A 24,689-nucleotide genomic window follows, 5' to 3' on the forward strand; every position below is an offset into this window, starting at 1 on the left:
AATGAAGATTTTTAGAAAGGTAAAAGAGGTGTATAAAAGACATCAAAAGGCTATGCATAGTATGTCTGACGATGACATACTGACCATTATCAGAAACAATAATGGGCGCATAACCGCCACTGGCTTAGCACGTCAAACAGTACTTACTTATATACAAGCTTCGCTCAAGTTACAAAGCCTTTATGACAAAGGCTATTTAAAGATTACTTACAGTAATAGTGGGATGACGCAAATTATGGTGTTAAAAGCACAAACTTTGCCTACTATAGCATCATCATCTAAATTAACTGATGCAAAAGTACTGCAGGTTGTTATACAAGCAGGTGGTAAGATCACCCCAGCAGCTTTGTGTGTGGCTCTTGAGTGTAGCATTGATGAAGCGCGCAAAAAACTTGATGAACTTCAAATGAAAGATGTTTTTGATCTTGAAGTAACTGATAAAGGCGCTATTTTATATGTGCTCAATGATATAGATTGTTTTCAAGATTCAAAAGTCAAAAATTTACCTAAATAATATTATTATGTTAAGTTAAATGTTTTTAAAACTCTCCATCTTACGTCATTGTAAGTAAGTGTGTAAAAATAAAACTTTAAAAAAGTAAGTACATTATTTGATTGTAGTGGCAGAATAGATGACTTTATAAGGCTACCAACAAGATGTGTTTTAGAAGCTGTTTACAGCAACCTCAACCTTTGGACATTTTGGGAGAAAAGCCTTATATTGTTTGGTTGTAATTTTGTAGCAACAAAAATAGTGGAGGTTTTATCATTCTATTATTACCTTTTGCTTACCATTAATTTGAGCATCTACCTTATTTAATGGTATCAACCAAACCAGTAGATAAAGCCCGCCAAAGTATACCAATAAAACCGTTTTTGTATTCCCCTTTTTTTCTAAATTGATACCTTACCTTACCTTTTTTATATCGTTTTTTTGTAAGATTATTGGTGTGTTTGATAATCAGGTTGGCAATAAAAGTAATGAACCCACGTTTTCGCTGATGATTTTTCTTACGTAATACCTGTATCCTTAATTTGCGGTATCCCGCCAGTAGTTGACCAGTAGCCCAATTATCTTTAATAACTACTCGAAACTTCACTTTACGAATTCGCCCTCGTTTTATAAAAATATGGTCATTGGCTGTAATCATCGTATTAAAAAACTTTGCGTCCATCTCTCCCATTTGCCCCCGGTAGACACATTTAAACTCTGGATCTAATAATGGAAGCTTAATGGTCGTTTCTAAGAAACCTCTGCCCATCAAACGAGTGTTTGCCCTGATAGTAGTCATGGTATTTTTGGAACCTCTTGACTTTAAGTTGGTAACCCTGGCATTAATTGCTGAGAAAAAAACTTGCCCAAAACCTATTCCGCCAGGCACTTTTTCGCCATACATTACAAAAGAGTTAGCCATTTTGACTGTATCCACTGTCAATAAGAATGGTATTCTCTTTATTTGTTGATTGGGCATGAGTACTTTGCGTGGATTGGGAGGCTCACGACGATCACGAAAAATGTCCATAAACATTCGTTTAATATTAACCGACTGTATTTTCACTTGTCCATGGCGAATTAAATGATTGTATGCTATATTGTTAAATTCGACTTGATCAGTATTGATTTTAAAGCGGTCTTGTTGTACTTGGTAGTGGTCTTTAAACTCTTGTTCTGTAAGTGGTGATTTCAGTGTGATTTTATCTAATATTAGGTTTTTCTTGAAAGTAGATCCACTAATTTGTTTTGCACTGATGTTGTAGACCTCATTGGGAGTTTTTGTACGATAGTTATTTAATTTGAATGCTACATCATCTGCAAACAATACTTTTTGAATTGCTGGGTTGTTTCTCAACGCTTTATTTACCCCAAAGTTTCGTATTTCCAAAGATATGCTATCTGCCTGATGCCGTAAGATTTTATCCTTTTTAATCAATCGTAAGTTTACTGATGAATTGCGTAATGTAAATGAATCAATAGAAATAAAAAACGGAATTTGAGCAATGAGTTGCTGTAAGTTTTTGGGTTTTACACCGGCTTTTCTGGGTAGGTTATTATTTTGATACAAATCTAAGTGTAACTTGTTGAGCATCAATTGTTTCATAGCAATACCTTCTCCATCAAAAAGGCGACGAAAATCAATGTGTTTGGCATGAAAAGTGGCCAGTTCAGCATCAGTACGTAGTGCTCTAGATTGTTTGATACTATCAAACAACGCCTCAGATACCCTGGGCTTCATGCTTAAATGATTGATTTGTAATGATGAATCGTTGAGAGCTGCTTTCATATTATGGAAGGAAATCTCGTGGATGTTATCTGGTGTAATAAAACGGTATTGAGACATTTTTACAAATATGTCCTTGGTAAACAACAAATCTTTTGATTTACTGCGCACTATCAAGTCTTCATCCAGTGTAAACTGCTGGGCAATCACACTAATATCTTGCGCCAAGTGATGACTCTCCCCCATTTTGCCTAACTCCCTCATTTTGAAATTGGCATGATAAATCAATACTGAGCCTATATGTACTGGAACAGGTGTTTTTTGTAATGTTTCATGGATAGTTTTGCGCACTTTAGTCGTATCTTTTGTCTTTAGTTTGTTTACATACATATCTATATTTGGGCGGTCAAAGCTTAAGGCATTCAAGTCTATTTTGCGCTCAAATATCAGTTTTTCCAAGTCTATTTCACGCGCACGAATGCTTCTTAGATCAATTGTCCACAAAGGTTTGCGAAACTTTTGTCGTTGGTCAAACTCCTTTTGAGTTATCAAAGGCTGTAAGCGCACATCTTTTATTAAAAGCTGAGAATCAATAAACGAGCTTTGCACATTTTTTAGAGAAAACTTATAAACACTGTTTTTTTCTCTAAATTCATAATCATCCAGTTTTACTACAATATGAGGTGAATAAAAATCATACTGAATAGAATCCTTTACCGATGCTTTACCCAACCTGATTTGTGGAATCATACAATTAAATTGCTTGACCTGATGAGAGTTTACACCAGTAGCATGTTCTGACGCATCTTCTATCTGCTCACGGTACGACAAACGGGCATCTTTGATAGCAAATGTGTCTATTTTGATAAATAAAGGTAGGTTTCTTAATGCTTTTTGCAAACTAGTTGTATCCAATATTGCAAGTGTATTAGTCAGCAAAGTAGTATCTGGTGGGTCAAGTTTTGGTGCTGGTTTTTTGGGTTTACGTTTGTCCACAAACACATCCAATATTGGTTGGTTCAGGTACAATTTTCCCCAATCAATTTGCTGGTAAAGCAATAACTTATCAAAATTAACCTCTTTGGCCTTTAGGTTTGACAAAGCAATGCTTAATAAAGGCTTGCGATAAGTAGTAGCATGTACAAATGCAGAGTCAGACAATAATGGTTTGAGTAACAAACTATCTATTTCTATTTGTGCCTTGGCTGATGACACCTCCAAATCATTAAAGTGCAACTCATACAGCCCATCGGAGGTTTTGAAACGATAGTTTTTTACACCTACACGCAGACTTTTAGTGTCTAGTTCTGCCAATGCTGAACTTCTCAAGGCTTTGCCTAACTGAATGCTTTGTACCAGTACATTCAACTGGTTGGCAGTATGTGTTGCTAAGCCGTTTCCTGTCAAAGCATCTTTAGGTTGTTGTTCTACATACTCTAATGAAGCATCTTTAATAGCAAATGTGTCTACCTCTATGTGTAAAGGCAATGACTGAAGCATTTGCTCAAAGTTTTGGTATTTTTGCTGGGGACGTTTGGGGCGCCGCTTATCTGAGTAAGCTTTAAAGCGAGGCTTGTTGATATATAGCCCTCTCATAATGAACCTCTGATGGTAAACCAGACTTTCAATGTCGAGATTGGTAAAGTTTAAACTCTGTACTTCGGCGTCTACCATTACTGCTTGGTAAAACTTTCGAGTTGTAAACTCTTGACGGGAAGTTAACGGTTTTAAGGAGGCATTTTGAATAGACACTAACGACTTGCGTGAAGAAAAAAAGGCTTTATCAAGCGATATTTTATACAAGCCATCAGGAGTCAAATGCTGGTAATGATGCATTTCAATATCAACACTTTCTGAGTACAACAGCTTTTTTTTGGTAGCAGAGTCTGCTGCTTTGCCCAAAGCCACTTGCCGTAAATATAAGTAAATACTATCGGCCTTATGAGCTACATTGTGAGTATTGTTTTGTGCGGGTAATTTTTGTTTGTAAACAAAAGAGGCATTTTCCAGAGCCAAGGTATCTACTCGGATATATATTGGTATCTTGGCTAATAACTGTTTCAAGTTTTGCTTTTTCTGACGAATTTGGTGAGGCATTCGCTTGTCTTGAGAAAGTTCAAGCTGTAAACGGCGCATAAATACTGCTCCCAAATCAATCTCTTTTTGGGTAATCAAACGAAAAAAATCCACCCGGTTTGCCATCAAACTATCCAACCTTACATTCACAAAGGTTGCTTTATGAGTTTTTAAGTTAACTAATCGGTTTTCTTCAGCAAACTGAGGAGTAACTTGCACACCAACAAGTTGCAGGGTTGAATCGTGCGAACTTAGTTTGAGCTGTTGTAATGCTATTTCATATACTTGATCTGGTGTGGTAAATCGATATTTGGTTGCACGAAAACTAAATCCAGCTACTTTGATGGCTTGACTATCAGGTAACTGTGGTGTAGGATTCAAGCGTATTTGATCAATCTGAATATCAATCTTAGTAGCCTGATGTCGTGCTGTCCCCTTTCGTTGTTTATGCAGCAAGTCAATTTGCCCATCTTCTATCTTTATTTGTTCTACAACTACATGAGTAGCCATTTTTCGAAGGGCTTTTTTCAATGCGTGCACAGGTTTGAGAGGAGGTTTTTTGTACCGTGCTTTTTTCTTTGGCTTACCGCGAAGCTTGATCTTGGGTCGCTGAAATATAATTTTCTTTATTTTTATTTCGCTGGTTTTTAAAAAATGAAACCAGCGAATACCTGTAATCTTAAACTTATCTAAACGAGCATCTATATCCAAATAAGTAGAATCAGGATAACGCTGCCGAAACCTCGCCCATTTATCACTATTTTTATATAGGTGTGCTTGTTTTAATTGAATCGATGAAGTGAATAGGTTGACCCCAATATCGTGTATTTTTAGTGTATAAAGACTATCCGTTTTTACACTTACCAGACGAACCATCTCTTTACGTAAATAAGCATTAAAGTAAAAATAAGCGATTAAGTAGATGATGCCTAACAAAACCCCTAGTGTAAAGAACAACCGCCCGAAAAAACGAAACCAAGAGAATTTTCTTTTACGCTTTTTATGTTGTTGCGCTTCCTTGCCTTGTTTTTCAGTCTCCTTGCTTATATTTTTATCCGACAACTTTCGCTGAGGGTCAGTGTTTTCCAGAGACATGGGTATGATGATTTTACTTTGGGGTACTTACTAATGTACCAGACTTCTAAAAATACTAAAAAAAAAGGGGAATCAAAAGAGGGTTGTTTTATACAAACAGTTGACTTTGTCTAAAGCAAAAACTGCCAGTTAGCATTTAACTGGCAGCTTTTGTTTTTTGTTGTATTTCTTGTACTGCTTCTTGTCTTTCTTTTTTTCGGATAGCTTCCCGCTGTAAATATCGTTCTATCAAGTACTCAATGGGTTTGAGTAACAATGCTATAAAACCTTTGAATGCAAAACTAATCCAATTTGCGTGGTAATCAGCTTTTCGTGCTTGCTCTTCAATGATAGGCTCAAGCAAGCCTTCAGATAAGATGAATAAAAGCATGGCTGCTATAATGGTGATGGTAGCAGCTCTTCTACTTAACTTAGTTTTAGTAAGCTCATCTATAGTGTTTTGTAAAACAAGATTTTGTTCATTGAGTTGGTCATTGATCGTTTTTATTTCTTCTGAACGCTCATGAAGTACATCATTGGCTCGGTTTAGTTTGTTTTGTAAACGATCACTAATATTAGTTATTACTCTTGTGTCTCCTAGTAGGCTTTCATAATGTGTACAAAGTTCCACAAAATTTTCTTTTGAGACTACATCAGAGTCACCAGTTTGTTCAAGGATTTCTTTTGCTTGATTAAGTGCTTTTAATTCTCTTATAAAAACATTAGAGGAATTAGCCATGTTGAATATTTTCCCTGTCTAAACTTGTGCATTTTTTATTTCATAACTAATTCAATGTCAAGATTTATTAGTGATTTGAAATCGTTCCCAGACTCTTCCATATCTTCATCTCCTTCATCGAAGTACCACTTAATTTCAGTAGCGTTATTCGTATCTTTAAGTGTTTCAAGTTTTCGCAACAAATCCAAAATACACTTGGAAGAACTCGTATTGAAGTATTCCAAATTAAAGATCACAGTAGTGTTATCTTTAGGACTTTGAACGTAGTTGTCAACCCAGTCGAATAGAGGCTTGTAAAATGTAATTGAATTTTCAGGAATAGATCTTCCTGAGATTTCTAATTTACCTGCCTGGGAATCAAATGAAACGTATGGGGTTCGACCTGTCCCTTCTAAAACAATGTTTTCCATTTATTTAAAATGAAATCAGATTTATGCTAATACTTTTACTTGTAAACTATAGAAACAATGGCTTTCGCTTACAGAATCAAAACTGTAGTCGATTTTCTGTCCGGATTTTCGAGCCATGTCGATAATACCCAGACCAGCTCCACCGCTTCCTGTAAATTCTTCTTCATTTAGTACTTCCTTGTAAAACGCTTTCAGTTCCACAGGGGACAATGCATTTACTTTATTCAGCTTGTTTCTCAACTGAGGTACCTCCGTGTTAGACATATAGTTGCCTGTTACAATATGGTACGCATTATCAGTTTTTTTAATCATTAAGATCGCTGAATGATAGCGTTCATTGTCAAATTCTTTCTCTTGATAATAGTTGTAAACATTTTGAAGACATTCTAAAAGAATAGAAAAAACTTTTCTTTTAGTTTTTATAGCTTCGCTTTTTCGTTCTAACTTATCATCTATCAACTGTAAAATGGAGGTAAGCAAATTATTAGTAATTTCCCCTTTGAAGTAGAGAATAATGCTTTCATCTCGCATTTTTTTGAAGTATTGATATACATCAAGCATTTTTCATTCAAATTAAGATGATATGACGTTTTTTAAAAACTAAAGACAAACAAATCTACAAAATATTTACAAGTTTTATGCAAATTATAAGGCTATACATATAAAACCTGGTTTGATTATTCAATAAACTCAAGATTTGTGTGTAGTCCAAGCTATAATACAAGTTATAGTTTGAATTTGCAAATAATTACAACACTCAAGAAATATTTCGCATTGTTAATCATGTCTTTATGTTATAAAAATACAGTTCAAAATATGAACCAAAAATTTTTATAGATAAATATATCTTTTCACCAAAACATGATTCAATTAGTATCCAAGTTTAAAAAAATAAAAGTAAACTAACAAAGTATGAATCAATTATCTGAGTAATTTACGTGTGGTAATTGATATTTTTCGGGTGTACTTATTACAATATCGCCCGAAGCGACACACTGACAAGCAAGTCTTTGGTTTGAATTTAACCTGCCCAGGTTTTTGAATTTTTCTTCGGCAGCTGTCAATACATTCAGGTATTGTGTACCATTGTGGACCACCATCGCACAAGTAGTACAGCGCCCTTTGCCCCCACAGGCTTGCATCCAATCTATGTAAGCCTCCCCCAAATGCTGTAAAACAGACTTATTAGGGTCATAAAGATCAACTTCTTGGTTATTTAGGTTTTTTATGGTTATTTTAGGCATGTCACATATATCGTTTTGGTATATAATTTTACATTCTATATAATCTAATACACAAAGGTTTAGTTTTATTTATCTAAAAACTAAATGCTTTTATATTAGATTTAAACAAATGTTGTTTGATTTCGGTATTATCTGAGATACAGAAGGATTTCTTAAAAAAATTGCACAATGGAGCATAAGACAAAACCTATAAACCAATCGGTGTTGATGCAATACAGCCGTTCGTTTGCACAAAAACTATCTGATTATTTTTTCATTGATCACCAGGTAATAGAAGGAGAAGATATACTGAAATTTTGTGATATCAAACAAGTAAACCTATTGGTGATAAAGCTTTTGTTTGAGAAATGGCAGGAAGAAACTCAAAAGCTTAAAAACCCTTATTTTAACTATGAGCATCCTGATGTAAAAAAGGCGCTGAATACCTTTATGAATATTTTATCTCAGCATATATCTATCCGCAAGGATGATTTTTATGTGTTGGTATATGAAGCTACCAAAGATGCGTTGATGTTGGCACTTGACCCTCATCATTACTTTATTACAGAATTTAAAAAGCCTGTCAATGCCAGGATGTCGGTGCAAAAACTCAAAGAATCGGCACGTTACATTCAGTTCAATAAATTTTTAATTCAAGCTTTTATTACCCGTGTAGAAGGTATGGGTATTTCAGAGCTATTTCCGGCCGATGCCATTGCCATGTTTGAGGAAGTATTTGCTCAACAACAAGAGCATATAGAACCTATGGACTGGCGTTTGAAGAGCTTTTCAGACTTATTACCGTTAGACACTGATGCACTGTTTTCGGAGGAGGTAATTCCGGCAACCCCTGTATCTACTGAATCGCCAGTAAATTTTCAGCCCGAATCTTATGAACGTACCGATTTTGGGTTCAGTACTCCTAATTTGAGCGAGACTGCTATGGAAGCTGTAATTGATGAACGTAATACGCTCAACGAAAAACACCGCAGTGACAATACCCCACTGGTAGAAGAATTTAAGAATGCACGCATTGATAACCTGAGGGCAGCAATTCCTTTGAATCAGAAATTTCTATTTATCAACCAACTATTCAAAGGCAATAGTATGGCTTTTAATGAAACCATTGATCGGGTAGAGTTATGCAACTCTTATGATGAGGCTCGTACATTAGTAAAAAACGAATATGCGGTGCAGTTTGATTGGAACCTGGAAGACGATGTAGTGGCCAAGTTTTTTGATATTATCAAGCGTAGGTTTGAGTAACCACTCTTTAAACCATTGTTACAAAAAATCCCCAATGTCTGAACAGACATTGGGGATTTTGATTTTAGTATATAACTTCTATCTACCGATTTTATAGAAAGCTGATTTTTAGCGATTTATAAAATCAGTAATAGGCTTGAAGAGCGACCCAAAGCTTGAGGCTGTAAAAGCTATGCCGTAACAGTAGGGCTTTCGCTCTCACTTTTTTTATCTGATATGTGTTCTTCTTTCACTTTTTTACCCCCCAACCCAAATAGACGTCTGAGGCTGAACTTAAGCCTGTCTGTCAATAAATACATTACAGGTACAATTACCAAAGTAAGGAAGGTGGCAAAGGTTAAACCAAAAATTACTGTCCAAGACATTGGACCCCAGAAAGCAGTGTTACTACCACCAAAGTAAATGTTTGGCTTAAATTCAGTGATATACCCAAAGAAGTCGATGTTGAAACCTACCGCCAATGGGATCAGGCCTAATACTGTGGTAATAGCTGTAAGCAATACGGGGCGTAAACGTTTTTTACCAGCCTCAGCAATGCATTGCAAAAACTCTGAATTAGGTAGATGATCTTCTTCGTCCATCCCAAGTTCTGCTTTACGACGGTTACGTAGCAGGTTGGTGTAGTCAATCAATACAATGGCGTTGTTTACTACTACCCCCGCCAATGAAATAATACCAATACCTGTCATTAAGATTACAAACTCCATACGGAATATTACCAAGCCTAAGAACACCCCAATGGTACTAAACAATACCGATGACATAATTACCAATGGTGCCGATAAAGAGTTGAACTGGGTTACAATAATTAGAAATACACCAAATACCGCAAGTAAAAGTGCCATCATCAAAAATTCCGCTGATTTTTGTTGCTCTTCCTGCTCTCCGGTAAACTTAGGTCTATCAATGCCATCAGGAATATCATAATCGCTGATCAACCCTTTCATAGTAGCTACTATCTCATTGGCATTGTATCCTTCCTTTACGTTTGAAAAGATAGTGATCACCCTGTCCAGGTCTTTACGTTTTACTGAACCTAGCGAAGACGTATCATTCACCGAAGCAACTGAACTTATCGGGATTTGTCTTATTTGTCCTTTATTATTTCTAAATGTAATAGATTTATTAAGTAATGCTCCCAAATCGTAACGTTGCTCATCTTTAAGACGTACCTGAATTTTATAATCATCTTCTCCATCTTTAAACTTAGATACTTCTGCCCCAAATAACGCAGTACGTATTTCACTGGCAATGGCGTTGGTAGACAAGCCGATGCTTCGAGCTTTTTCACGATCAATATTTACTAGCAATTCTGGTTTACCTGTTTGCAAGTCAGACTTTAATTCTTCAACTCCTGGTATATCCTGCTTGATCAGGTATTTTCTAAGTTCCTCAGAAAAATCAGCCAGCTTTGCGTAGTTTTCGCTGCTGATTTCTACGTTAATTGGTGGTCCGTTATTTGGTCCATTGGCATCCTTGCTTACGGTAATCAATGCCCCTGGATACTTTTTCATTTCGGCACGAATTTCTTCCAAAATGTGGGATGTTTGTACCCCACGACGATCCTGGAAGTCGGCAAACGATACGGCTACTTTTGCTTTGTGAGGCAATGAACCTTGCTGAGGACCTTCGTTGGGGTCACTGGTTCCTTCGCCTACTTGAGCAATAATGGCATCTACCATAAAATCATAGGGTTTCATCAGGCTCATGATGCGATCTTCCACTTTTTTGGTAAACTCATTGGTCGTCTTTATATCGGTGCCAATTGGTTTTTGAATAAAGATATTGACATAGTTAGGTTCGTTATCAGGAAAGAAGCGGACTTTTAATCCTGATATGCCCACTAACATGATAGAGAAGACAAATAGAAATATAGTGCCTACCAATAAAATGTAGGGCATGGCACCCCCCAAAGCAAAGCGAATAATACGTGAGTAGCCGTTTTCTAAGACCACCAGTGCCTTGTTTTGGAACCAACGCGACACAGGGGTAAGTACAAACATATTGAGCAATATAAACGATCCTACAATGCCCAGCAGGTTGGTAAGGGTATAATTGCCAACAAAATAAGCGGGAATTGACAACACCACTAAAACTATAGCAATAATTAGCCAACGTTTATTGATGTGGTTTTTGCCATCATCTAGTTTGGCAAAAATCATAGCAATTGCTGGGTTGATCACCAAAGCTACAATGAGTGATGCAGAAAGCACTACAATCAGGGTGATAGGCAAAAAGCGCATAAACTGCCCCATAATTCCACCCCAGAAAGCTAAAGGTAAGAAGGCTATTACTGTGGTGGCAGTAGACGCAATAATAGGCAGCGCGATCTCCCCCACTCCTTCTTTTACCGCCCGTTTAAGTGGATAACCTTCTTGCAACAAACGATAAATATTTTCTATTACTACAATACCATTATCTACCAACATACCCAAGGCAAGAATCAATGAGAACAACACCATCATGTTCATCGTAACCCCGGCTGTACCAAGTAATATAAAGGAGATAAACATAGATAAAGGAATGGCTATACCCACAAACAAGGCACTACGTAAACCCATAAAGAATAACAGTACTGCCACTACCAGAATTACCCCAGAAATGATACTGTTTTGAAGGTTACTTACCATTGACTTAATATCGCGTGATTGGTCGTTGGTAATAGAAATGTCTAAGTCGGCAGGTAATTTCTTTTTATCTTGGGCATCTTTAATGATTTGTTTGATTTCATCAGCGGCAATCAACAAATTTTCTCCACTTCGCTTCGAAACGTTGAGGGTTACTACAGTATTACCTGATGAACGGGCAAAACTCGTAGGTTCCTTATAACTATCACGTACTTGGGCAACATCTCTAAGATAAACAATGTTACCATCTTCGTTTTTGATAATTACATTACGAATATCATTCATCGACTCAAACTCATTGACAATCCGGATAGATTTACGAAAGTCTTCTGCCAAGAAGTCACCGCCCGAAACCGTCACGTTTTCCTGACGAATAGCATTGGCAATATCGTTGAAGTTCAACATTCGCCCTTCGAGCTTAAACAAGTCAACATCAATACGTACTTCGCGCTCTTGAATACCTTTAATATCTACTTTTGAGATTTGAGACAGTTTCTCAAATTCATCCTCCAGGTATTCGGCATATACTTTTAGCTCTTCCCTTTTATATTTTTTGCCCCCTTTTTTGCTGGCAACATTTACATACATAATAGGTAAGTCAGATAAGTTAATGTCCGACACGTTGGGGTCTACAGGCAAATCAGTAGGTAGCTCACTTTTTGCTTTATCTACCGCATCTTTTACATCTTGAAGGGCTTTGGGTATGGCTACATCAGGGTTAAACTCTACAATTACAGTAGAGTAACCCTGAATAGAAGTAGAAGATATTTTCTTGACACCAGTCAATGATTTTAGTTCCTTTTCGATAGGGCGTGTCACCAGACTCTCCATATCATTGGGCGAGTTGCCAGGGTATGGGGTACCTACATAAATATTAGGTATTACAATCTCTGGATAACTCTCCTTGGGCATTTGTACATAAGAGATTAGCCCAAAAATAATGATGATGATCGCCAGGATCATTACACTGGTACGATTATCAACCGATAGGCTAGTCAGCTTAAACTCTTTATCTAATTTATTGTTTTTTTCCTTGCTCATAATGTTCTGTATAGTTACATCTCAAGAAAAGCTCATCAGGTAGTTGCATTCATTAGGGCTGAAACAAGCGCCTGATAGTTTATGTTTAGTTTTTAACTTTTACCACTTTCTTGTCAGTGCTGTCTGTTTTGGTACCTTTAGGTTGGCTATTGTTGGTTACTTTCACCAAACCTCCTGAAGTTACATCTTTGAAACCTTGCTCAATCAACATTTCGTCACCTTTGAGTCCGCTTTCAACCAATGTACGGTTTTGAAAATTCCCTCCAGTTTTGATCAATGCTTTCTTGGCTGTTGCTCTACCGTCTTCTTTGCCCAATATATATACAAAGTCTCCTGCCTTGTCACGTTGAATCAAATTAGTAGGAATTACAAGTGCTTCTTTTTTAGTAAAATCTTTTAATTCTAATACTGCCTGCAAGTCGGGCTTTAAAGCACGGTTAGGGTTGGCAAGCTGAAGTTCTACTCTAAAAGTACGGTTGTCAGGGTTAATAATTTGCCCAATAGTTTTAATTGCGGCTACCTTCTTAATATCTAGTGAAGGAAACTTAACCTTTACCTTATCTCCTTTGTTAATTCTACCCAAGTAAGCTTCAGATACATCGGCTTGTACTTGTACCTGATCTAATGACACCAAACGCAATATTTGATTCATAGGACCTACATTTTGCCCCTTCTTTACAAATATTTCGTCTACAACACCACTAAATGGAGCAGTAATACTTGATAAAGCCATTTGGGTTTGAATGGTTTGAATTTTACGTTCCAGCGATTCTTTATTGCTTTTTGCTTGTAAGTATTGAATTTCAGTACCTATTTTTTGTTTCCACAATTTGTCTTGACGCTCAAACAAAGCATTCGCAAGTTTTAGTTGCGTTTTTACTTCCTCAAGGTTACTTGCCAATACGCTGTTTTCCTGAGCTACCAGTGATTGTCCTGCTCCTACAAACTGCCCTTCCTGTACTGCGATGTAGGTCACCAAACCTTGAGTTTGGGCATTTAAGATTACATTCTTGTCAGAAGTAACTTTTCCTCTCACTTCTACAAAACGAGTAAAAGGTTCTTTAGACACAGGAAGCGTAGTTACCAAAGTAGTTTTGGCTTCAAGCTTTTGTTTGGCATACGATGGGTCAAGCTTTTCCAGCTTTTTTTCCAGTTTGGCAATGTCTGCACGTAGCTTTTCAAACGTTTTGCGTTTTTCAGCAAGTTTGGCTTTTACTTCCAGAACATTTCCATTTTCTCCGCCTTTGTCACCTCCTCCGCAGGCAGTAGCCAATACCAATAAGGTAATAACTATAAGATGTGTTTTTATATTCATGATATGGTGTTTAGTCTTTTATTGAAAGAGATTATGAATATGGATGTCTATTTATCAACTACTAGTTTACCCATTGCTTTATTTAAATCTATTTTGGAAATAATAGCATTATATAAAGCATTATAATAATTAGTTTCGGCTGTTTTAAATTGGTTTTCAGCGTCTATAATATCTAAGTTTTTGCCTGTACCACTCTGAAACTTGATATTGGCTACCCGGCTTACTTCTTTGGCAAGATCCATATTTTGTTTTTGAATTTTTAGGTCTTGCAAGCTGGTAGACAAACTCTGGCGAGCCTGTGCCACCTGAAAATCATAAGTACGCTCAAAAGCTTTGAAATCTTGCTCTATTTTTTGCATTTCAATCCTGGCTTTTTCTACTTTAGCCCTATTGCCTAAGCCCGAAAAAATAGGTACACTAAGGGTAAAGCCGAAGATACCATTGCGAAACCAGTTTTGATTCACATAACCTAAGTCAGACAAGTTGCTTGAGCCAGCGTTAGAACCATAATTGATAAAAGCCACCAAACGTGGATAGTAGGCTGCTTTTTTGTTTCTGATATCTAGCCTTGCCAGATTACGTGATGTTTCTAAAATAGAATACTCCACCCGTGATTTATAAGAACTGCTTTCAGCTTCCTGCGCTGTAACTTCGCTCAGCTGAATATCATTGATGCTACCTGACAACATAATAGAGTCTCTCACAGGCATTCCCATTTGAAATTTAAGGGCTTTAGCCGAAAAATCCAGCAACGCTTTGGTTTTATTAATTTCAGTCTGAATATTATTCAATGAAACCTGCAAACGGTATACATCTATTTTTTCAGCAAACCCATTTTTTTGCATTGCTGCGGTACTTTTATATAAAGTGTCTATGCGGCGAAAGTTATGCTCCAGCAACTCTATGCGTTCTTTGTTTAACAATACAAGGTAGTAAGCTTTAGTTACATTACCTGCAATGTCTATTTTACTTTGTTTGATTTGCTTTTGCGATAACTCTTTGTACACACGAGAAGCCCGAAGCCCAACCAAATAAGAGGCGTCAAATAACAACTGAGTAGCTGTAACAGTGACTGAAGCCGCATAACGAGGCTGAAACTCTACTGCGATAGGACCTGGAGGTCCCCCAAACAAACGTCCATCTGGTAAAATAGACTTAGGTATGATATAAGCATTACTAAATCGTGCTTCTGCGCTTACCTGAGGCAAGCCAATAGAACGTGTTTCTCGTACAGTTGCCTCCGATTTTCTTATTTCGAGTTGGTTTTTCTTCAATGCCTCTGAATGCTCATAAGCATACTTTAGGCAAGCATCCAACGAATAAGTTCCAATAGCGGGAGTATCATCTGTAATCTGCGCCTGTACCTGAATAGCCAATGCAGTGAGCATCCACAATGCGCAAAATGTAAGGCTAATCCTTAATTTATTAGTCATGGTGTTTTTGGTTTTTATACATTTCCAACAATTGAAATCCTTGCAGGGTGACTAAACCCCTGATAAAATGGTCTAAAAAAGCTAATTGTACTTTTACTAAATCGTATTCTTCATTTGAAAACTTTCTTGCATCAAAGGCGAGTTCTACTTGCTCCATACGCAATATAGCAAGGTATTCTATAGGTAAGTCCTTGCGGTATAACCCATCTTTTATACCCCAATGAATATTTCTTTTAATGCTGTTTAAAATACTGTCACGGCGGCTTTGGTGTATTTCCCAGGCTTCTGGATGGTATTTTTTAGTATCTAATAACAATGAAGGGGTAAGCTTCGAGAAGCTTTTTGCCATAAAGTCTGACACTTTGAGGAGAGCATCTATAGCATTCTCTGAACTTGACTCAAGTTTGCTCATTTCTTTCATTTGCTTTTGGTGCTTTCGTTCCATTACCAAGCAAACAATTTCGTTTTTATCTTTGAAGTACTGATAAATTGTTTTTTTTGATACAGCCACCTCCCTGGCAATCTCATCCATGGTAATACTGCGGATACCATAGCGCCAGAACAAGTCAGTTGCTGCTTGCAAAATTTTATCTTTAACTTCTGTATTTTCTTTCAAATCCAATGACTTCAATCTTTGTTTTGTACCACAAATCTACAAAACATAAACTTAGGAAACTATAAAAAGGTTTAAAGTTTCCTGAGTTTTTTTAAATATTTTTTTTACTAAAAAATACCGTAAGAAAGAAAGGTTTAATATAAAGTTTGGTTGAAAAAAAGGAAAACCTCTTGGAAGAGAAAAAAAAGAAAAACTACAAAATATTAAACTTGAAATTAAGACAAACCCCAAATATTAGTAGAGTACTACTTTTATGGAAAAAGCAGTATTTATTAGGATATAAACACTCTGCTGGTAGGATTGTTAAATTCGTGTAAGACAGGTCAAAAATAAAAAGAATAATCATGAAGGTTGGGTAATCTTTTTAACTTTGTAATTTGGGCAAAATGTGAAATTATAGGAATTATCTCGGCTTTTTAGATGTAAGCAAGGTAAGTTCATACGCATTGACATAATCACCAGCAGGCAACCTTTAAAAACACTCAATACAAAACAATCAAAACTTAATTATAATACGCGAATGAATATGGAAGCGACTGTGCAACCTACAAATCAGAAAAGAAAATCTGCAATTCTCAAAATTGCTTTATTTGCCACTGGACTTTCAGGCATTGTGGCTGAATATATACTATCTACTTTAGCTACTTATTTTTTGGGTGACTCCATCTTACAATGGACTTTGGTGGTGTCGTTTATGCTATTTGCTATGGGGCTAGGTAGCCATCTGAGCCAATATTTTAAAGGCAAACTTCTCGAAACTTTTATTATTATAGAGTTTACACTTACCATGTTAGTATCATTTTCGGCGATATTGGTATATACAATACACGCCTACTCAAGCTATAATGGTATTTTTATCTATGGCTTGGCTATTTTGGTAGGTATGATGATCGGGCTGGAAATTCCCATTGTTACCCGTTTGAATCAAGAGTACCAGTCTTTGAGAGTAAATATAGCCTCAGTAATGGAACAAGACTATTTTGGTAGTTTGCTAGGTGGGTTGTTCTTTGCTTTTGTGGCTTTGCCATATTTGGGGATGACTTATACCCCTTTTATTTTGGGTACGGTAAATTTCACAGTAGCCATACTGCTTTACTTCAAGCTCAAACACTTGATTCAACCCAATTGGCAGTTTAGGCTCAATGTGATGATGGCTTTTGTATTTTTAGCAATTACCCTAGGTTGTATTTATGCCAAGCCCATCATTGTCTTTGGAGAACAAAAAAAATACAAAGACAAAGTAATCTATGAGTTTCAGTCTCGCTACCAAAAACTGGTGATTACTCAATGGAAAAACCACTACTGGTTATTTATCAATGGCAACCAGCAATTGAGTACACTGGATGAAGAAATGTACCATGAACCTTTAGTGCATCCAGTGATGACGTTGTCAGCAAATCCACAAAATATACTGGTGTTGGGAGGAGGCGATGGTGCCGCAGTGCGCGAAATATTAAAATACCCACAGGTAAAAGACATTACATTGGTAGACTTAGACCCAGCAATGACCCAACTTGCCAAAACTCACCCCGTGTTGACCCAATTAAATGACAGTGCGTTTTATGACCCTAAGGTGACTATCAAAAATATGGATGCCTTTATTTATATGGATCAAACCAAAAAGTTTTTTGATGTAATCATCATTGATTTGCCCGATCCTCGCACGGTAGAGCTAGGGAAGCTTTTTAGCAAAGAGTTTTACCAGTTATGCCGCCGTCATTTACGCCCCAATGGTTTGATGATTGCCCAGTCGGGCAGCCCTTATTATTCTACCCGTGCGTATGAGTGTATCAACAAAACTATGCAGGCAGCAGGGTTTGGTACCACCAAAATACACAACCAAGTACTTACGTTGGGCGAATGGGGTTGGGTGATTGCGTCGAAAAGCCTAAAAGATAATCAACTCAAAGAAACTTTGCGAAAGCTGAAGTTTAAACACGTAAAAACCAAATGGATTAATAATGAGTCGATGCTCTTGATGACTTCTTTTGGTAAGGATACTTATTTTAAGAATAGGATACCTGACAGCACAGTCAGGGTAAATACTATCCATGATCCTGTGCTGTATCGTTATTATTTGCAGGGCAATTGGGAGTTATACTAAAGAATGACAAGTTTCAAGGGGATTTTAGTATACAATGCTCCGCAGTGATTTTAGTCAAAGTTGTTTGCTGGTTCTCAGTTATTTACGAATTTAAAAACTATTTAATTGGGTGTTTGGGCGTAAAACCGACACACTTTTAAAAATAAATTGAGTAAGCAATCTTAATATAAAATACTGGTTTACAGCATTTAACAAGGTAAACATTTACTCGAATCAGCTATCGACTATCGACTAAATACTATGGACTATTGAGTATATACAGCAATGTAGTTAACCAAAAAAGGATAACCAACTGAGTGATTTTATAGCTGTATGAAGTGAAGTTGAACATTGAAATTACTAAACAATATACATCATGACTTTTCAGGAAATCAAAGATTTATTAATACAAGCATTGGGCAAGGAGGTAATCATAGAAGCCAACGAAAGTGCCATGCAACCTTTTTTTACGGTGCAAACCGATCAAATAAAAGAAGTATGCACTGAATTATATCAAAACGAACGTACCTACTTTGATTTTCTGAATTGTATTACTGGCATTGATAATGGCGAAAAAATGAATACAATGGAGGTGGTGTATAACCTTACTTCTATTCCGCATAACCTAAGGCTTACGCTAAAGGTGGTGTTGCCTCGTAATATCACAGGAGAAGCAGCCCCTCAGGTGCCTTCGGTGTGTGAGGTGTGGCGTGCTGCCAACTGGCACGAACGTGAAACTTATGATTTACTGGGCATTGAGTTTGTTGGTCACCCCGATTTGCGGCGTATCTTATTACCTGCCGATTGGGAAGGACACCCACTGCGCAAAGATTATAAGCAACAAGAACGTTATCGTGGCATAAAGGTAGAATATTAACAGCGGTTACAGGTACTCAATTAAAGTGGTATTCCTTTTTTGGGTTTGCGTTCTATGCTGTCTATAAACTCATTGATGCCCTTCATTAGTCCTACAAAGGTTTTGGTATTTTTGATATATTCGAGGTGGCGAATTTTTGGGGCAAGTACATCTAGCTTAAAGCTCCAGTATTGATACATCAGCGGGTTGATAAACAGCTCGCTTTTTTTGGTGCGTTCCATCACATGATAATCGCCAAAATGCCCTTGTAAGGCGCTGCCTATAGAGTTTGCTACAATGCTGGGGCGGGCAGTTTGAGCATTCGAAAAAGCGATTAAATCTAAAAAATGAGCTACCTCTTCCATTTGGGGCACCAATGACAATACTCCCAAAAAACCTCCATCTTTAGATAACTCAGCTACGTTTTCTAAAAAATGATAGTGAGAAATGCCGTGAAAATGATCCACCCCAAAACCCAGGCAAGTCAAGTATTTGGCTACCTTGGGCTGGGCATACACTGCAGCAATAGAGGCGCTGTCTTCCATAGGGCTACCCAAACTTGGCTCTAAACCCAACATGAGGCTGTCGGTTCCCCCATCTACCAAAACTACTGTATCTATATTGAGCAGTTCTATCAGGTGGGCATAAGCCTGAGTAAGATAAACAGCCCCAGTGCGGCTAAAGGCGTATACATCCAGGTTTTCACCAAAAGTTTTTTTGTACCAAAGACTTAAATCTTTTTCAGGAAAATAGGCAGGTTCGGTAGTGGCAACTGGCTCTGAAGAATCTACCCTCCAACAAGCCCGACAAACTTTAGTAGCGCGGGTTTCGCCCAAGGCGGCAAAAGATAAATTGGCTAAATGTACCTTTTTACCTTGGTTTTGTAGCGCAAGAAATAAGGGCACTCCGCTAAAAATATCGAACCCACCCCCTGCCCCGGCAAGTAATATATTTTGGCTGTTTTTTAGTTCGTCGAATAAGGGGATACGATTGAGTGTAAAGGACATGCGTTGAATGGTTAAGTAGTGGTAAGTTTTGAAACCGATGTATATCAATGCTACCAACAGCATAATCAAAACCAACCTATTCACTTGAATGTTTTACCTAGTAGAGCTAAAATACATTTTTTTTATCCGATTCGCAAGCAAGTATTTACTTCACTAACCATATAAACCTCACTTCTCTACAAACTCCAGTGCACCTATGTCTGGGACAGCATCACGGCTGGTTTTGATCAGGTCAAACATAAAACCAATGGGCAAAGCAGCATCTTTGGCTGGCGAGTCTTTGGTGAGGTTAAAGTCTCCGATGTTTTCTTTGACAAACTCAGGGTCTTGGTTTAATAAATTATTGTTGCCTTCAAATACTTCGAGGTCAGTCTTTACAATGTTGTAGCGTGCTGTAAGTTTAATATTACCCAAAGGTTCTATAAGTGCTACTTCATTGGTTTTGTTGCCCCATAAAATATTATTGGTCAACTCTACCGTAAAAGGGTTGGCTGCTTCATTGCTAAATAAAATAGAGGGCGTTTCTCTGATAAACTCAAACTCATAATTGGCAAGTGTACAATGCTTTAATGTATAGCTCCCTCCATTGGTTACCCCAAGCGTGTTGCCTATACAATTGGTGATCAGACTGTTTTCGAGCAAAACATCAGCATTGTTGGCATTGATACCATGCTCAAACATATTTTTAATAGTGGTGTTTTTTACTATCAAGTCGGGTGCTGTGTCGGCATCGTTGCCAGTTATGGCAATGCCTGTATAGGCGTTTTTTATGAGTGCATAGCTTATATCGACCCCAGCTCCTGCTTCCATGACTATACCCCGCCACTGACCCAATTGTTCTTCAAACTCTATCTCACGCCTAATGCCAGTAAAAGTAACAATACTTCCAGTATCCCCTTTGACTATCAAGTTGCCTTTTACGCGAATGAAGGCATTTTTGTCGAGCCCGTAAACACGGGTACTGTCTCCTATAGTCAAAATAGCCCCGGCGGCTACCGTTACCGAGTCTTGAATGATGTAAGGTTTTGTTTTGTCCCAGGTTTCGTTGCCAGTAATCGTGTAATTTTGTAATACATGGGCATTTTCGCTCCAGGCAATCAGTTTTACCTGTTGTTGCTGTTGATTGGTGGTAAACAGCAATGAGTCAAAGGCGATGACTACTCCTGTTTGACTGTTGGCAGGCACATTTATTTCTACCAATACCAACAAGCTATCTTTGCCCAACAATTCTACATCAGTAAATACAGTGCCTTTTTCACCTTTAATACTCACACTGTAAGGAGAGTTGGCCTTGCCACCTATTTCTATACGATTGATACGTATGGCGTTTTTGTCAGGGTTATACACCCGCAAACGTTGGGTAATGCTACGGGTATTGGTAAAGAGGGTATCAAACACAATGGCTTTATCAGAAAAACCTAAAGTAACAGAATTATTGGTAAAGATCTCTTCCTGTGGGGCACAGGCAACCAATTGAGCAAAGGTGAGCAATAACAAGCTCCATACAAATAGTTTTTTCATCAGAGTAAATCTGGTTAACGTGGTGCAAATATAGCATTTCTTATACTCAAGTATCCAGCAAGGGAGGTTTTATTGGTGGTTGTAGGGCAAGCCCCAACTCAATAAGTTGGGGCTTGGGGTGTTAGCTTTGCGTAATATCTCGCAACATTTTGGCATCGTTGAGCAAGTGGCTTAGTTCTATCAGTTTGAGCTCTAGACTTTCTACCATATCCACCACATCCCGCTTTTGGGCTTGCTCTATAAGTGCCTCGGCATTGAGGGCAAACGCCTCGATACGGCAACGAATGCCTTGCTCGAACAATGATACATTTGCCTTAGGAGAGCTTGACTCGTTTTGGGCAACCAAATTTAATTCCGTAAATTGCATACTGTTATACTGTATATGTTTAACAAAAGCCCTTGAGGTAGACTTCCAAATCTTTGACCTCTTGGGCTATCTTTTAACCCTTAAAAGACAATGTAAATATAACTAAAAAATCGATTTTTTGCAAAAAAATAAGGTGTAAAATACTGTAAATCAGATAGTTGATTTTCATAAACATTTACTCTTCAAGCAAAAAAATGTAGCCCCTCCTCCAGAAAGAACTACACCCATTATTCAGCTATAAATAACATTTTGATTGCTGACCTTTTGCAGGTCAAAAAAGCTTTTTGTAATTGGTTATTAGCAAACAGTGTGAGGCTAATTACGACTTATTTAAACTTTCCCATTACCTCGTCAAAGGCAATAACAAAAGCGTCGTGCAAACCTTTCATTGCTAAATGTTTTTCTTTCATTTTATGATGCTTCACACGCAATGCATGGTGGGCTTTATGAAACTCAACATCTGTCATTTGTTTGTTGCCATGTTTGGCTGTTACATCTTCATGCTGTTTGATCAAAGTAGCATGTTCCTGAATAAGTTTGGCGTGGTCATCTAATAGTTTTTTGTGATCCTTAGCATCGCTTTCGTAGTCTTTTTCACGTTTACCGTTGTGAGCAGCTTCATACTTTTTGTCCATATCGGCAAACTCTTTTTCTAACGAGGCATGCTCTTTTTCCATAAAAGCGTGCTCTTTCATCATGATGTCATGCTCTTTTTTCAAGTGCTCCGTCAGCTCAGCACTATTACCTGATTTTTTAGTGTCTTCTTTAATTTTTTCTGTGCTTTTTCCGCCTCCACAGGCAAACATAAAACTAAGCACAAATACTACCATTAGGTTGGTTAATATATTCTTCATTGTTTAATAGTTTGTTACAATAATGTAGTTGTGAGTTTTTAACTCTAACGCAGGCCTGAAGTATTGCAAGAATACCTGTACTGCTTTGAGCAAAAATACCTTTTGGGGTATAACAAAGCAAACCTTCAGTGCATAAACCCTCATAATATTTTTTAGAAGAGCAATTTCTGCAAACAAAAAACTGCCTGAAACGAAAAAGTTGATGAATATGTTTAAAAAATTATAAAATTTGCATTAACTTGACGTTATCAATAGGCAATTAACTTCTCTCTTTTTTCAACATTTCACTATAACTTATTGAAACCCTAATGTTTGGAATAAGGGAAGAGGTATGTCTAAAAGGGGCAAGAACAAGGTTTTGTATGTCAAAACGAACTATGCATTGTTTTTAGCCCTGTTTATTTGTGTTATTTGAAAAACATCATTTTATGAAAAGAATCTATTCAGGTCTGCTTGTTTTTGCATTGTTTATAATTACTATATCAGAAAGTATAGGGCAATATAGCTCTAAAAAAGTAGAGATTGCAAATGATAAATATTATGGAACAGTGGAAGTTTGTCAAGGATGCGACGGGGTAAAGCCAGTAGCAGGGCAAACTTATGTTGGCTTAAGCAACAACGAGATCCAGATAAGCGAAGGTAAAATTATGGGCAAACCTTTGCACGGAACAGCCAAACTATTTTTTAAAGAAAATAAAAAACCCTACCTCCAAGCCTCTTTCTTTGCTGGACAGTACCATCAACAATGTCAGGAATGGACCGAAGATGGAGAGTTTGTAATGAATGCGCACTACAAAAAAGGAGTAAAACACGGCAAAGTCGTGAATTATGTATTTGGCAGCATTGAAACAGAAGATGTGTATGACAATGGTCAGGTAGAAGCCACTACTTATTTTGACCCTGAAAGCAAAAAGCCCATCTCAAAAGTAAAAACCCTGAGCCAAAACGGGAATCAAAAGCGCTCTAAGGTAACATATTACGGGCTACTCAACACGCTGGAGGCAGAGCGTCAAGAAACTTGGCAGGGTGGTCAATTAATGGCAGCTTATTACGATGGCAGCTTTATTAATAAAAACCGAAAACCTACTGTAGAAGTAGTAGAAAAAGGTCAATATAAGATGAATCAAAAGGTAGGCACTTGGCACAAGTTGTATGACAACGGGGTAAAGGCTACTATTGAGTACGACCACGATAAAGTGAAAAGCGAAAAGTTTACTAAAGATGGCAAACCTTTTACTGGGGAAGTTATTTTTTCGGTGTATTTTCCAAAAAAGAAAAAAAATAGGGTACATGCCAAAATACAGGTAAAAAACGGCGTACGTGATGGCAAAACCACCTATATATGGGGCAAAAACGTCCGTAGTATTCAATATACTAATGGTAAAGTTGAAACAGCTAAAGACTTTTACACCTTTATGAAAGGGCAAACGGTAGCAAAAGAATATACTTTGAAAAAACAATGCGATGGACGAGGTAGAGGGTTGTATGTCGAGAAGGTACAGCTGACTAATAAGCATACGATTGTGTACTGCCATTACCGTAATATTATTTTGCCCACTGGCGCCGGACTTGCTACACCAGCACCAGGTAAAAAGGACGGGTTTACTATGATAGATACCCAAACCAAGAAGGTAAACAAATTACTGAAATCTTTCTTTATTCAAAATGATGAAACCCGACAACACGTATATTATGGCGAAATGATTCATTTTGTGTTAGTATTTGACAAAATACCCACTACCACCAAAACCGTAAGTTTTGTAGAAGGTGACGAAGCGTATGTGATTCAAAAAGATGGCTCTGATCTTTATAAGTGGGGGTGTTATGATTTAAAGTTGAAATAATTTTTGACGATTCTTTGTAAGAGGCAACCTTATTCAAGGTTGCTTTTTTATTAAGGTTTATTTAAAGTTGATGACAACTTGAGTGCTGCTTTGGCTAATGTTACCATCGTTGGAAGTT

The 24,689-nt window shown here is 37.3% G+C and carries 18 protein-coding genes; 5 read left to right on the plus strand and 13 right to left on the minus strand.

Going from position 1 to position 24,689, the window contains the following annotated elements; all coding sequences use genetic code 11:
• Position 1 precedes the first annotated feature (1 nt).
• Positions 2-514 (plus strand): hypothetical protein, encoded by a 513-nt coding sequence (locus M23134_RS07110; protein ID WP_002694936.1) that lies wholly within the window; start codon positions 2-4, stop codon positions 512-514.
• A 298-nt stretch (positions 515-812) separates the two neighbouring features.
• On the opposite strand, the gene M23134_RS07115 is transcribed toward M23134_RS07110, so the two are convergent.
• The 5 genes from M23134_RS07115 to M23134_RS07135 all read right to left on the minus strand — a co-directional run bounded on the left by M23134_RS07115 (position 813) and on the right by M23134_RS07135 (position 7,762).
• Positions 813-5,390, minus strand: coding sequence for an AsmA family protein (locus M23134_RS07115; RefSeq protein ID WP_002694938.1), 4,578 nt, complete (start codon positions 5,388-5,390; stop codon positions 813-815).
• 136 nt (positions 5,391-5,526) lie between these two features.
• Positions 5,527-6,108 carry a hypothetical protein gene (locus M23134_RS07120; protein ID WP_002694940.1) on the minus strand — a complete coding sequence of 194 codons (582 nt, stop codon included), beginning with the start codon at positions 6,106-6,108 and terminating at the stop codon, positions 5,527-5,529.
• A gap of 35 nt (positions 6,109-6,143) precedes the next feature.
• Complete coding sequence (locus M23134_RS07125) at positions 6,144-6,518, minus strand: DUF1987 domain-containing protein (protein WP_045113148.1); 375 nt, start codon at positions 6,516-6,518, stop codon at positions 6,144-6,146.
• A gap of 21 nt (positions 6,519-6,539) precedes the next feature.
• Positions 6,540-7,079 carry a SiaB family protein kinase gene (locus tag M23134_RS07130; protein ID WP_002694942.1) on the minus strand — a complete coding sequence of 180 codons (540 nt, stop codon included), beginning with the start codon at positions 7,077-7,079 and terminating at the stop codon, positions 6,540-6,542.
• A gap of 356 nt (positions 7,080-7,435) precedes the next feature.
• Positions 7,436-7,762 carry a 2Fe-2S iron-sulfur cluster-binding protein gene (locus M23134_RS07135; protein WP_002694944.1) on the minus strand — a complete coding sequence of 109 codons (327 nt, stop codon included), beginning with the start codon at positions 7,760-7,762 and terminating at the stop codon, positions 7,436-7,438.
• A 168-nt stretch (positions 7,763-7,930) separates the two neighbouring features.
• Here M23134_RS07135 and M23134_RS07140 point away from each other — a divergent pair, with 168 nt between their 5' ends.
• Entirely contained in the window at positions 7,931-9,007 is a 1,077-nt protein-coding gene (locus M23134_RS07140; RefSeq protein WP_002694946.1) for a hypothetical protein, read from the plus strand.
• Between the two features lie 170 nt (positions 9,008-9,177).
• Here M23134_RS07140 and M23134_RS07145 read toward each other — a convergent pair whose 3' ends face one another.
• From M23134_RS07145 to M23134_RS07160, 4 genes are all read right to left on the minus strand, one after another.
• Positions 9,178-12,675, minus strand: a complete 3,498-nt coding sequence (locus tag M23134_RS07145) for an efflux RND transporter permease subunit (RefSeq protein WP_002694947.1) — start codon at positions 12,673-12,675, stop codon at positions 9,178-9,180.
• 85 nt (positions 12,676-12,760) lie between these two features.
• On the minus strand, positions 12,761-13,990 hold the full coding sequence (locus M23134_RS07150) for an efflux RND transporter periplasmic adaptor subunit (RefSeq protein ID WP_053337263.1): 1,230 nt from the start codon (positions 13,988-13,990) through the stop codon (positions 12,761-12,763).
• Between the two features lie 47 nt (positions 13,991-14,037).
• Positions 14,038-15,423 carry a TolC family protein gene (locus tag M23134_RS07155; protein ID WP_045113149.1) on the minus strand — a complete coding sequence of 462 codons (1,386 nt, stop codon included), beginning with the start codon at positions 15,421-15,423 and terminating at the stop codon, positions 14,038-14,040.
• Positions 15,416-16,045: a TetR/AcrR family transcriptional regulator gene (locus M23134_RS07160; RefSeq protein ID WP_157558378.1), complete on the minus strand. Its 630-nt coding sequence runs from the start codon at positions 16,043-16,045 to the stop codon at positions 15,416-15,418. Before M23134_RS07160 ends, M23134_RS07155 begins: the two co-directional genes overlap by 8 nt.
• Before the next feature lie 514 nt (positions 16,046-16,559).
• Here M23134_RS07160 and M23134_RS07165 point away from each other — a divergent pair.
• Positions 16,560-18,143: a polyamine aminopropyltransferase gene (locus M23134_RS07165; RefSeq protein ID WP_232296782.1), complete on the plus strand. Its 1,584-nt coding sequence runs from the start codon at positions 16,560-16,562 to the stop codon at positions 18,141-18,143.
• 355 nt (positions 18,144-18,498) lie between these two features.
• On the plus strand, positions 18,499-18,999 hold the full coding sequence (locus tag M23134_RS07170) for an NADH-quinone oxidoreductase subunit C (protein WP_002694955.1): 501 nt from the start codon (positions 18,499-18,501) through the stop codon (positions 18,997-18,999).
• Positions 19,000-19,019: 20 nt separating this feature from the next.
• Here the strand turns inward: M23134_RS07170 and M23134_RS07175 are convergent, their stop codons facing one another.
• From M23134_RS07175 to M23134_RS07190, 4 genes are all read right to left on the minus strand, one after another.
• Positions 19,020-19,985, minus strand: coding sequence for a DUF1152 domain-containing protein (locus M23134_RS07175; RefSeq protein ID WP_045113179.1), 966 nt, complete (start codon positions 19,983-19,985; stop codon positions 19,020-19,022).
• A gap of 168 nt (positions 19,986-20,153) precedes the next feature.
• Positions 20,154-21,506 (minus strand): right-handed parallel beta-helix repeat-containing protein, encoded by a 1,353-nt coding sequence (locus tag M23134_RS07180; RefSeq protein ID WP_002694957.1) that lies wholly within the window; start codon positions 21,504-21,506, stop codon positions 20,154-20,156.
• A 121-nt stretch (positions 21,507-21,627) separates the two neighbouring features.
• A complete protein-coding gene (locus tag M23134_RS07185; RefSeq protein WP_045113150.1) occupies positions 21,628-21,873 on the minus strand; it encodes a hypothetical protein in 246 nt (81 codons plus the stop codon).
• A gap of 326 nt (positions 21,874-22,199) precedes the next feature.
• The gene (locus M23134_RS07190; protein ID WP_002694961.1) at positions 22,200-22,727 is read right to left on the minus strand and encodes a hypothetical protein; all 528 of its coding nucleotides are present in this window, start codon (positions 22,725-22,727) and stop codon (positions 22,200-22,202) included.
• 428 nt (positions 22,728-23,155) lie between these two features.
• On the opposite strand from M23134_RS07190, the gene M23134_RS07195 reads away from it, so the two are divergent.
• Positions 23,156-24,571, plus strand: a complete 1,416-nt coding sequence (locus M23134_RS07195; RefSeq protein WP_045113151.1) for a hypothetical protein — start codon at positions 23,156-23,158, stop codon at positions 24,569-24,571.
• Positions 24,572-24,689: the final 118 nt, after the last annotated feature.

It is taken from the genome of Microscilla marina ATCC 23134, assembly GCF_000169175.1.
GTDB lineage: Bacteria > Bacteroidota > Bacteroidia > Cytophagales > Microscillaceae > Microscilla > Microscilla marina.